This window comes from Thermohahella caldifontis (genome assembly GCF_041153465.1).
In the GTDB taxonomy this organism is placed as follows: Bacteria; Pseudomonadota; Gammaproteobacteria; order Pseudomonadales; family Oleiphilaceae; genus Thermohahella; species Thermohahella caldifontis.
Map to the genome: position 1 here is coordinate 1855204 of NZ_CP154858.1, position 11296 is coordinate 1866499.

Sequence of the window (11296 nt, forward strand, 5' to 3'; positions counted from 1 at the left end):
TTCCTTACATGACGCTGTATTTGTCGCGCAGACGCTGACGGATGAACTCGGCCAGAGTGTTCACCACGAAGGTGAACAGGAAGAGCACGAGCGCCGCGAGGAACAGAACCCGGAAGTGGGTGCTGGCGACTTCCGACTCGGGCATTTCGACGGCGATGTTGGCGGCCAGCGTGCGCATGCCCTCGAAGATGTTCCAGTCCATGACCGGTGTATTGCCGGTCGCCATGAGCACGATCATGGTTTCGCCCACGGCACGCCCCAGGCCGATCATGATGGCGGAAAAGATGCCGGGGCTGGCGGTCGGCAGCACCACACGCACCAGTGTCTGCCAGGGGGTGGCACCCAGGGCCAGCGATCCGTGAATCAGGGACTTGGGTACGCTGAAAATCGCGTCTTCGGTGATGGAGAAAATGGTTGGAATCACTGCAAAGCCCATGGCCGCGCCCACCACCAGTGCATTGCGCTGGTCAAAGTCGATACCGAGCTCGGTGGTCAGCCAGTGCGGCATGTTGCCACCGAACAGCCACAGTTCGACGGCCGGGCTGATGGCAAAGCTGAACCAACCCACGATCAGGATCACCGGAATCAGCAGTACCGGGGCCCAGCCCTCCGGTACCCGGTGACGGATGGCGGCAGGCAGATTGGCCCAGACAAAGCCGAACACCACGATGGCCAGGGGCACCAGGATCAGCACGGTGAAGACGCCGGGCAGGTGGGCCTCCATGTAGGGAGCAAAGAACAGCCCGGCGAGAAAGCCGAGAATCACCGTCGGCAGCGCCTCCATGAGCTCGATGGCCGGCTTGATCTTGGTCCGCAGCCGCGGGGCCATGAAGTTGGCGGTGTAGATGGCCCCGCAGATGGCCAGCGGCATGGCCAGCAGCATGGCGTAGAAGGCAGCCTTCAGCGTACCGAATGCCAGCGGACTGAGACTGAACTTGGGTTCGAAGTCGTTGTTGGAAGCCGAGGACTGCCAGATGTAGGCCGGCTCCGCATAGCCTTCATACCAGACCTTCGACCAGAGTGCCGACCAGGAGACATCTGGGTGCTCGTTGTGCACCTCGTAAAAGCGAACGGTGCCGGTTCCATCCTCCGTGAGCAGGTAGTTGGCGCGCGGCGCCATGATCACGTTCCGCAGCGGCTGATCAGCGATACGGTCCATCCACACCCGCCGCTCGGAAGTGGTGTAGTAAAGCCCGAGGTGACCGGTCGAGGAAATGGCTGCGAATCCCTTGCGCTGATGCTCCGGGGCCAGCCCCTTCACCGGTCCGTCAAGCTGGAACCGGCGAATGGTTTCCAGACGGTACCGGTTGCTGTCGTCACGCACGGGGAACAGCTGTGTCACCACCCCGAGGCTGTCGCCGGCGAGCAGGGAAAAGCCGCCCAGCAGAAAGCGTGCGGACGTCAGTTCCGCGCCGGCACTCACAACCTTGAGCTGCTGATTGAGACGCGGCGATTCCCGGTCCTGCAGGTCAAACATGCTGACCTCGCCCTGCGGATCGAACACGTACAGCCAGCGGGTTTCCGGGCCCAGCAGGATCTGCGCAACCCGGCCGCGGACCTGCGGGAGGACGAGTTCGCTTTCCGTCAGTTCCACTTCGCCGGTCAGGAAGCTCTCTTCCTTGTCGTAGGCACGCCCGAGCAGCTCATGGTTGTCTGCCACGGCGACCACCATGAGGCTGCTGTCGTTGTCCCGGACAGCAATCTGATTGATGGCCCGTCCGGCTTCATCCAGCCTCACGGGTGCCTCACCGTAGGGGAAGGTGACCTGCGGCGTGATCAGACGGGTGGTGCCTTCCGGATAGGTCACCTTGTATTCGTGTTTCATGAGCAGGTAGCTGCCGTCACTGAGGCCGAGTGCGAGCAGGTGCTTGTCCACGCCCGCTTCGCCCACGGCGGTGACGCGCACGCCTTCCGGCAGGGGCAGGGCCACCTCGTCCATGACCGCACCGGTGGCCGTCCGGTAAAAGACCACCCTGCCCGCATCCCCGAGACGCATGGCAATCTCGCCCTGCTCTTCCATCCAGCCGTAGAGCGTGTTGCCGGCGCCGGGCGCAGGCAGGCTGTATTCTGCCCTGGGGGTCAGCTCTGCCGCGCGGAACAATGGCAGCACTTCGTAGAGCAGGTAGAAGAAAATGAGAGAGACGGCGACAATCACGGAAACGCCACCCGCCCCGATGGACAGGCCGGCAAGACGATCCGTCAGCGCACGACGCTTGCGCCGGCGCTTCAGGGCCGGCGCATCAAAATCGATGGCCGGTGGTTTGAGTGACGCTTGAGACATGGGGCACACATCCTGCTTTTCATGGATGTGCGCCACAATACCGGGGAAATGTGACAGTCATGTTACAGCCCTGTCACACTCCCGGGCCGGCGTCAGGGAATCAGCCGCGTGAGATCGCCGAACTGGCCCATCTGATCCTTGAGCAAGCCGTCCAGCCCCGCCAGCGGCCCCGTGGCCGTATTGAGCTGGCCGATCTTTTCCGCAGCCATGGCACTGAGGCGGCTTTCCAGCTGTGCCCTCAGCTTCTCCGCCTCCTGTTTGACGACCCCCTTGAGGGCACCGGACAGGACACGGTCTAGTGTCGATTTCACGCTCACCTTCGGATCCCCCAGCGCGCCCTGGGCCAGTACGTCGATATCAAAGCCGGAAACATTCTGCAGTGCGGCCACCATGGCCTGCTGGACACGGCTGAGATTTTCCTGCCTGAGCACCTGGGTCTTGAGGGCGTCCAGTACCACCTTGGTTTTCAGATCCAGACCACCGTTCTCAATGACCGCCTGACCACTGAGTGCCGCCGTGGCCGCTTCAATCAGTACCGGCAGGGTTTCCGGATCTCCCAGGGAAAGATTGCCCACATTCAGGCCACTGGCATCAAAGGTAATGAGATCCTTGCCGGCATCCGGCCGCACATGGTCAGCCACGGCCTGCAGCGACAGCTTGCCCAGCGCTTCGCTGGCACTCTTCAGGGCCAGTTCAAGGGGCTTGCCATAGATCTGTGGCTGGTGGGTCAGATCCTTGAGCTCACCCTGAACGGGAATGGCAGTATTCATGAGCGGAACTTCACCGCTGATGGTCATGTGCCGGACAAGGAACTTCGGCAGCCCGTCACTGTAATCCGTAGTATCCGGCTCTGCCGCTGCCTGGCCTTCATCGCTGCCTTCCAGATAGGGCTCAAGCCGGGTGTACCAATATTCCAGCCGTCCCAGCCAGGCCTTCACCTGAGGGCCGAACAGGGCCTCGGCCACCCCCTGAAGGGCATCCCCATCCAGGTTGACCAGCGCCATGGCCTTCTGCAGATCTTCCTGAGGGGCCTTCTTCAGGTTGAGGATGTCCTGGCGCAGGCTGGCCACATCCCGTTGCAGTTCCGTCCGCAGGTTCTTGATCGTGTCAATATCGCGCCGGATGTCATCCCGGATCTGCTTGAGCTCCCTGACCGCGTTCAGTCGCCCCATGATGCTCTTGTCACCCTTGAGCTGCTCGATGCGCTGCTTGTAGGCATCGAGCTTGTCCTTGCTGGCCACTTCCTTGATGCGGGACTTCCAGTAATCCTCGCGCGACTTGATCTTCTGCTCCAGTGCACGGGCCTGCGCTTCGGTTTTCAGGTCCACACGCTTGAGCACGTCATCCGGCGAGGGAATTTCAAAGGTTGGCAGCTTGAGATCTGCCTTCATCTGATCCAGCATGCCCGGCTGGTTGTCAGGCGCAGGCGTCAGACCCGGCACGGCACCGGAAACCTTGCGTGCCGTACCGGAGCGCATGCCCTCCAGTGCGGCCTCGTCCACGATGATCTTCCCGGCCAGCAGGGGCTTCACATCCACCTGAGCCAGGATGCGCTCCGCGTCGAGCACGTTGGTCATGGGCTTCTGGGGGTTGGTGACGCGCAAGCCCCTGAGCTCCACCGCCAGCGGGAAGAACTGAACCTTCGCATCATCCAGATCCACCCGGGCCTTCACCACCTGGGTGCCCACTTCTTCCACGGCCGTCCTGACGATACTGTCGATGAAAAACGCGGCCGTCACCAGCAGGACAATCACCAGGGCCAGCAGATAGCCAAGCCATTTGAATACTCTCATTCCATGCCTCCTTGAGGTTTTTTCTTCAGCTTAGCGTAACTCCCACCTGATAGAAATGAAAAACGCCGCATCCCTGAAGATACGGCGTGCTGATCGTACCGGCCCGCGCCTGTGCACGGTCCGGCCTGCCCAGATGTTGAGCCGGTATCAGTTCAGACCCAGCGTTTTCAGGGACTTCTGAACCACACTGTAAGGCAGCGGGATGTAGCCGTCCTTGATCACGACTTCCTGGCCCTGTTTTGACAGCACCATGCGCACAAACTCGGCGACCATGGGATCCAGCGGCTTGTTGGGCGCCTTGTTCACATACACCCAAAGGAAACGGGACAGCGGATATTTGCCTTTTACTGCCATTTCGGGCGTGGCCTCCACAAACGGCTGCCCTGCCTTCTTCGCCAAGGGCACGGCTCTCACACTGGCAGTCTTGTAACCGATACCGGAGTAGCCGATGCTGTTGAGCGACTCGGAAACACTCTGCACAACTGACGCAGAACCCGGCTGCTCGTTGACATTTGCCTTGAAGTCCCCTTTACAGAGGGCATGTTTCTTGAAGTAGCCATAGGTACCGGAGACCGAGTTGCGTCCATAGAGCTGGATGGAACGGTTTGCCCATTCACCGGTCAGCCCGACCTGCCCCCAGCGGGAGATGTCTTCCTTGTAACCGCATTTGCGGGTGGAGGAAAAGATGGCATCCACCTGAGGAATGGTCAGGCCCTGGATGGGGTTGTCCTTGTGCACGAAAACAGCCAGCGCGTCGATGGCCACTGGAATGGCTGTCGGCTTGTAACCGTATTTCTTTTCGAACGCCGCAATTTCCTTGTTCTTCATCTTGCGGCTCATGGGCCCCAGATTGGAAGTGCCTTCGGTCAGGGCTGGCGGCGCAGTGGAGGAGCCTGCCGCCTGGATCTGAATGTTCACGTTAGGATAGAAACGCTTGAAATCTTCCGCCCACAGCGTCATCAGGTTGGCCAGGGTGTCCGATCCCACGGAAGACAGGTTGCCTGCCACACCACTTGCCTTGGCGTATTCCGGCAGTTTGGGGTCTACCTGCTGGACGGCCCAGCTCTGGGTGGCGATCAGAGACGAGGCGGCGACCGCTGCGGCGGCGATGAGTCGTTTGAATGTCATGTTCAGGTGCTCCTTTGATGTCATCTTGTTTACAGTTGTGATCGGTATGGCCGTTACCTTACCGGGCACAGATGACAGAAATATGACATGACACCCGACCTGCACCGGGCCTGCAAGGGCGGGGCCCGGCCCACACCATTCAATTTCCCCGCCAAACCGACTACACTGCTGTTCTGAATCAGACTGACAGGTGATTGAATGACAACAACAAACGTCTCACGTCTGCTGGTCCGCACGGTCCGGGTGCTGGATCAGTTCACCGAGACCACCGGCCGAATGGTAGCCTGGCTGAACCTGCCCATGGTGGTCCTGACCTGTGCGGTGGTCATCCTGCGATACGTGTTCAATTCCGGCTCCATTGCCCTGCAGGAAAGCGTCATGTATCTGCACGGCACCATCTTCATGGTCGGCATGGCCTACACCCTGAAACATAACGAGCATGTGCGGGTGGACATCTTCTACCAGCGTCAGCGCCCACGGGTTCAGGCACTGATCGACCTTTTGGGCACCCTGTTTCTCCTCGGGCCCGTCGTGGGTTTCATTGCCGTCCAGAGCTGGGGCTACGTGGCCGACTCCTGGGCCGTGCGTGAAGTCTCCTATGAAGCCAACGGCCTGCCCTGGGTTTATCTGCTCAAGACCCTGATTCTGGTGATGGTCGCGCTACTGACCCTGCAGGGGCTGGCCGAGACGCTGCGCCACCTGGGGCGCCTGCTGGGGTGGCCCATGCCGGGTGACCCGGCTGTACAGGAGGGCGTGTAATGGAATATATGGCACTGGTGATGTTTGCAGTCGCCTGCGTGGTGCTCATGCTGGGCTACCCGGTGGCCTTTACCTTGGGCGGCGTGGCCCTGGCCTTCGCCTGGTTCGGTGATCAGGCAGGCGCGTTTGATCTGTCTTTGCTGCAGGCAGTGCCCAGCCGCCTGTATGGCCTGCTGACCAACCAGACCCTGCTGGCCGTTCCCTTGTTCGTCTTCATGGGCAATCTGCTGCAACGCTCCCAGCTGGCGGAAAGCCTGCTGGAAACCATGGCGGAAGTGTTCAAGCAGCTGCGTGGCGGCCTGGGAGTCTCCGTGGCGGTGGTGGGCATGCTGCTGGCAGCCAGCACGGGCATCGTGGGCGCCACGGTGGTGACCATGGGTCTGATTTCCCTGCCCACCATGCTGCGCAGCGGCTATCATCCGTCCATTGCCACGGGCACCATCTGTGCAACCGGAACGCTGGGGCAAATCATTCCGCCTTCCATCGCCCTGGTCCTGCTGGGTGACGTGCTGTCCAGCGCCTACCAGCAGGCGCAGCGTGAAATGGGCATCTTCAGCCCGGATACCGTATCCGTTGGGGATCTTTTCGTCGGCGCCCTGATTCCGGGCCTGATTCTGGTGGGACTCTACATCATCTACATTCTGGTCGTGGCCTGGCTTCGGCCGGACATCATGCCCCCGCACCCCCGCCGCGGCGAGGACGCCCGCAAGGATCTGCATATCTGGCGCGACCTGACGCCGCCGCTGGTACTGATTGTCACTGTGCTGGGCTCCATCCTGACCGGCATTGCCACACCAACGGAAGCCGCCGGCGTGGGCGCCATGGGCGCCATACTGCTGGCCGGCCAGCGGGGCAAGCTGACGCGTCAGGTGCTCGCGGACGTCTGCCAGTCCACCACGCGCATCACCTGCATGGTGTTCATGATTCTGGTGGGGGCTACGCTGTTTTCACTGGTCTTTCGCGGCTACAACGGAGATGACCTGATTCACGAAATCTTCACCAACATGCCCGGTGGCGTCTTTACCGCCATGCTGGTGGTGATGACGGTAATCTTTCTGCTGGGCTTCATTCTGGATTTCATCGAAATCACCTTCGTCGTGGTACCCATTGTCGGTCCGGTGCTACTGAAGATGGGGGTGGATCCGGTGTGGCTGGGCATCATGATCGGCCTCAACCTGCAGACTTCCTTCCTGACACCACCGTTTGGTTTCTCCCTGTTCTATCTGCGGGGTGTGGCACCCCCCAGCGTGCGAACGAGCGATATTTACAAGGGTGTGGCGCCCTACATCGCCATACAGCTGCTGATGCTCGCCATTCTGGCCCTCTGGCCGTCACTGGCCACCTGGTTGCCGGAGCAGATCTATGGTTAATTGCCGGGATTCTGGTAAGATTTGCCCCATCCCAATAACCACAAGATGTACAGGTGGCGCACAGCATGACAACTGAAACGGACGGCCCTCGCCCGGAGGGCACGCTAACCCTGAGAACGGTCGCCCTGGACCGGGATACCAACAGCAACGGCGACATCTTTGGCGGCTGGCTGGTCGCCCAGATGGATCTGGCCGCTTCCAACCTGGCCGGACGCATTGCCAAAGGCCGTACCGCCACGGTATCCATCGACAAGATGGACTTCATTTCCCCGGTCCGTGTGGGGGCCGAAGTGAGCTGTTATACCCATCTGCTGGACATTGGCCGCAGCTCCATGCGGATCCGCGTCGAGGTGTGGACCCGCGACCGCTACAGCACCGAAGCCCGCAAGGTCACGGAATCCGTGTTTGTGCTGGTGGCCATCGACGACATGGGGCGCATCCGGCCGGTGCCGGATCAGAACGGCTGACACACCGGTCTCGCACGAGACGAGGCAGCAGAGGTCAGCGCTTTCCCAAAAAAGAAGGGGCATCCCATGGACGCCCCTTTTTCGTGCCTGATCGGAGAAATCAGTCTGAACGTGCGTTGATGTAGGCCTGCTCGGAGATGTGATGATATTTCACCACATTCGCACGGAAGGCCTTGTAGGACTCGTAAACCTTTTTGGTCATCGGATCCTTGGCGGCCAGCTCGTCCAGTGTCTGACGTGACAGCGTCTCCAGTTCCTTCAGGACTTCATCCGGGAACTTCTTCACCACCACCCCATGCTTGTTCACCAGCTCATCCAGTGCGGACTGGTTGCGGGCCGTGTACTCGTCCAGCATGTCCTGGTTGACCATGCGGGTCGCCACTTCGATGATGGCCTGCAGATCGGACGGGAGGGACTCGAACGCCTTTTTGTTGACGGTGAACTCCAGCGAGGTGCCGGGCTCGTGCCAGCCCGGATAGTAGTAGTACTTGGCTGCCTTGTGAAGGCCAAAGGCCAGATCGTTGTAAGGACCCACCCACTCGGTGGCATCAATGGTACCGGTCTGCAGGGCCGTGAAGATTTCGCCGCCCGGCAGCTGAACCGGCGTACCGCCCGCGCGCTGCAGTACCTCACCGCCCAGACCCGGGATCCGCATCTTCAGACCTTTCAGGTCATCCAGCGAGTTGATTTCCTTGTTGAACCAGCCCCCCATCTGAACACCGGTATTGCCGCCCAGGAAAGGAATGACGCCAAAGGGCGCATACACTTCCTTCCAGAGCTCCATGCCACCGCCGTACATGATCCAGGCGTTGAGCTCCTGTGCAGTCAGCCCGAAGGGTACCGTTGCAAAGAACTGTGCGGCCGGCACCTTGCCTTTCCAGTAATAGGCCGCGGCATGTCCCATCTCCGCCGTTCCGCGGGACACGGCATCGAATACCTCCAGGGCCGGTACCAATTCACCCGCGCCATAGACCTTGATCTTCAGACGGCCATTGCTCATGCGCTCCACTTCCTTTGCAAAGCGCTCGGGCGCTTCACCCAGTCCGGGGAAGTTCTTGGGCCAGGAGGTGACCAGTTTCCACTGATAGGTTTCCTGAGCCGCGGCAGCTTTCTCCGCCTTGGCTCCGTTTTCGGAGGCAGCCTTGTCGGAACCGGAACACGCAGCCAGTCCCAGTGCCATCAGGCCGGCACCCAGCGTCCTGAAAAGAGTACGACGTTTCATGTATGCGGAACTCCTTCTTCGTTATTGTTGGTTGTTACAGTACGCCAGTATACCGGTTCCGTGATGTGTCACAAGCCCGGCAGTTGCCGGATTCCGGATCAGCCCAGCACTTCCAGTCTGGCGTAGGACAATACCAGCCACTTGCTGCCTGCCTCGTCAAAATTGACCTGGACACGGGCGTGAGGCCCCTGGCCCTCGCAGGCCAGGACAATGCCTTCGCCAAATCGCGGGTGCCGGACCCGCGCACCCAGCGACAGTCCGCCCGCTTCATCCTGCACCAACTGGCTGCCACGCTGTGCCGCGGCAGGGATGCTCACACTGCCCCGCAAACGGATTTCCTCGATCAGTTGCGGCGGAATTTCCCGCACGAAGCGGGACAGGGCCGGGTACTTGTCCTGTCCGTACAGGCGGCGGCTCTCGGCATGGGTAAGCACCAGCCGCTCCATCGCCCGGGTAATGCCCACATAGGCCAGACGCCTTTCCTCTTCCAGCCGGCCCGGTTCCTCCGCGGACATGGCGTGAGGAAACAGGTCTTCTTCCATGCCGGCCATGAACACCAGCGGAAATTCCAGTCCCTTGGCGCTGTGAAGGGTCATGAGCTGAACCGCATCCTGATCCTCGCTGGCCTGCTGCTCCCCCGCATCCAGTGCAGCCTGAGCCAGAAATTCCGTCAGCGGCTCTTCTTCCGACTCAAAGGCGGCCACGGCGTTCACCAGTTCTTCCAGGTTCTCCTTGCGCGCTTCACCCTTGTCCTTCTCATTGGCATGAAACTCCAGCAGCCCCGTTTCCTTCAGCATGCGCTTCACCAGCTCCGTCAGCGGCAGGCTGTCCGCGGCTTCACGCAAGGCATTGATCGTCTGGAAAAAGCGGGCCAGTCCACTTTGCCCCTTGCCCCGGATCAGCCCGGCCTGCAGGGCCTGCTCCCCGGCATGCCAGAGCGCAATGCGCTGGCTGCGGGCCAGCTCGCGCAGCGTTTCCACGGATTTGGTGCCGATGCCCCGGGCCGGCACGTTGACCACCCGTTCAAAGGCGGCGTCATCTCCGGGAAAACGGATCAATCTCAGATACGCCAGGGCGTTACGGATTTCCTGCCGGTCATAGAAACGCTGCCCCCCATAGACCCGGTAGGGCACCCCGTGGCGCACCAACGCCTCCTCAATCACCCGGGACTGGGCATTGGACCGGTAAAGCACCGCCACCTCGCGGCGCAAGCGCCCCCCCTCCACCCAGCGCTGAACCTGATCGACGATGAAATTGGCCTCATCCTGCTCGTTGAAGGCCGTATAGAGCTGAATGGGTTCGCCCTGCCCCCGGTCGGTCCAGAGCTGCTTGCCCATGCGCTCCAGGTTGCGGCTGATGACCGCGTTGGCTGCATCCAGAATGGTCTGGGTGGAACGATAGTTCTGCTCCAGCCTGACAATTTCCGTGCCCGGCATGTCGCGCCCGAACTGGCGAATATTCTCCACCCGGGCACCACGCCAGCCGTAGATGGACTGGTCGTCATCCCCGACCACAGTCATGGGCACCCGGCCGCCCGACAACACCCGCAGCCAGGCATACTGAATGGCGTTGGTATCCTGAAACTCGTCCACCAGGATGTGGCGGAAACGGTTCTGATAATGTTCCAGCAGGGCCGGCTTCTTCAGCCAGAGCTCGTGCGCACGCAGTAGAATTTCGCCAAAGTCCAGCAGGCCGGACTGCTGGCAGTATTGTTCGTAGAGGGCATACACCTGCTGCATGGTCTTGAGCCAGTAATCGCCGGCCGGATCCACGGCATCCGCCCGTCGCCCCTCATCCTTCTGCGTGTTGATGAAATGCTGGGCCTGACGCGGCGGAAAGCGCCCTTCGTCCAGTCTCAGCTCACGCAATACCCGCTTCACCAGCCGAAGCTGGTCTTCGCTGTCGAGAATCTGGAAGTTTTCCGGCAGCCCGGCATCACGCCAGTGGGCACGCAGCAGCCGGTGACACAGGCTGTGGAAGGTGCCCAGCCAGATTCCGGCCGCCCGGTCACCCACCAGCGCATCCACCCGCTCGCGCATTTCCCGCGCGGCCTTGTTGGTGAAGGTCACGGCGAGAATACTGTGGGCGGGTGCACGCCCCTCCAGAATCAGCCAGGCGATGCGATGAACCAGCACGCGCGTTTTGCCGGAACCGGCGCCGGCCAGTACCAGCAGACCCGGTGCTTCACAGGTGACGGCATCCCGCTGGGCGGGGTTGAGGGACTCCAGAAATGTGGTATCAGACATCCTGCTCTCGAAAAATGAACGCAAATTCAC

8 protein-coding genes are annotated in these 11296 nt (G+C 61.0%); 3 read left to right on the forward strand and 5 right to left on the reverse strand.

Annotated features, from left to right (window positions below):
• Nucleotides 1–4 precede the first annotated feature (4 nt).
• The 3 genes from AAIA72_RS09025 to AAIA72_RS09035 form a co-directional block, all read right to left on the reverse strand.
• Nucleotides 5–2281 carry an ABC transporter permease subunit gene (locus tag AAIA72_RS09025; RefSeq protein ID WP_369599992.1) on the reverse strand — a complete coding sequence of 759 codons (2277 nt, stop codon included), beginning with the start codon at nt 2279–2281 and terminating at the stop codon, nt 5–7.
• 92 nt (nt 2282–2373) lie between these two features.
• The gene (locus AAIA72_RS09030; protein WP_369599993.1) at nt 2374–4074 is read right to left on the reverse strand and encodes a TIGR03545 family protein; all 1701 of its coding nucleotides are present in this window, start codon (nt 4072–4074) and stop codon (nt 2374–2376) included.
• Nucleotides 4075–4221: 147 nt separating this feature from the next.
• Entirely contained in the window at nt 4222–5202 is a 981-nt protein-coding gene (locus AAIA72_RS09035; RefSeq protein WP_369599994.1) for a PstS family phosphate ABC transporter substrate-binding protein, read from the reverse strand.
• Between the two features lie 198 nt (nt 5203–5400).
• On the opposite strand from AAIA72_RS09035, the gene AAIA72_RS09040 reads away from it, so the two are divergent.
• From AAIA72_RS09040 to AAIA72_RS09050, 3 genes are all read left to right on the forward strand, one after another.
• Nucleotides 5401–5961 carry a TRAP transporter small permease subunit gene (locus tag AAIA72_RS09040; RefSeq protein ID WP_369599995.1) on the forward strand — a complete coding sequence of 187 codons (561 nt, stop codon included), beginning with the start codon at nt 5401–5403 and terminating at the stop codon, nt 5959–5961.
• Nucleotides 5961–7331 (forward strand): TRAP transporter large permease subunit, encoded by a 1371-nt coding sequence (locus AAIA72_RS09045; RefSeq protein ID WP_369599996.1) that lies wholly within the window; start codon nt 5961–5963, stop codon nt 7329–7331. Before AAIA72_RS09040 ends, AAIA72_RS09045 begins: the two co-directional genes overlap by 1 nt.
• A 65-nt stretch (nt 7332–7396) precedes the next feature.
• Nucleotides 7397–7798 (forward strand): acyl-CoA thioesterase, encoded by a 402-nt coding sequence (locus tag AAIA72_RS09050; protein WP_369599997.1) that lies wholly within the window; start codon nt 7397–7399, stop codon nt 7796–7798.
• A gap of 100 nt (nt 7799–7898) precedes the next feature.
• Here AAIA72_RS09050 and AAIA72_RS09055 read toward each other — a convergent pair whose 3' ends face one another.
• On the reverse strand, nt 7899–9020 hold the full coding sequence (locus AAIA72_RS09055) for a TRAP transporter substrate-binding protein (protein WP_369599998.1): 1122 nt from the start codon (nt 9018–9020) through the stop codon (nt 7899–7901).
• A 98-nt stretch (nt 9021–9118) separates the two neighbouring features.
• The gene (gene uvrD / locus AAIA72_RS09060) at nt 9119–11266 is read right to left on the reverse strand and encodes a DNA helicase II (RefSeq protein WP_369599999.1); all 2148 of its coding nucleotides are present in this window, start codon (nt 11264–11266) and stop codon (nt 9119–9121) included.
• Nucleotides 11267–11296 lie beyond the last annotated feature (30 nt).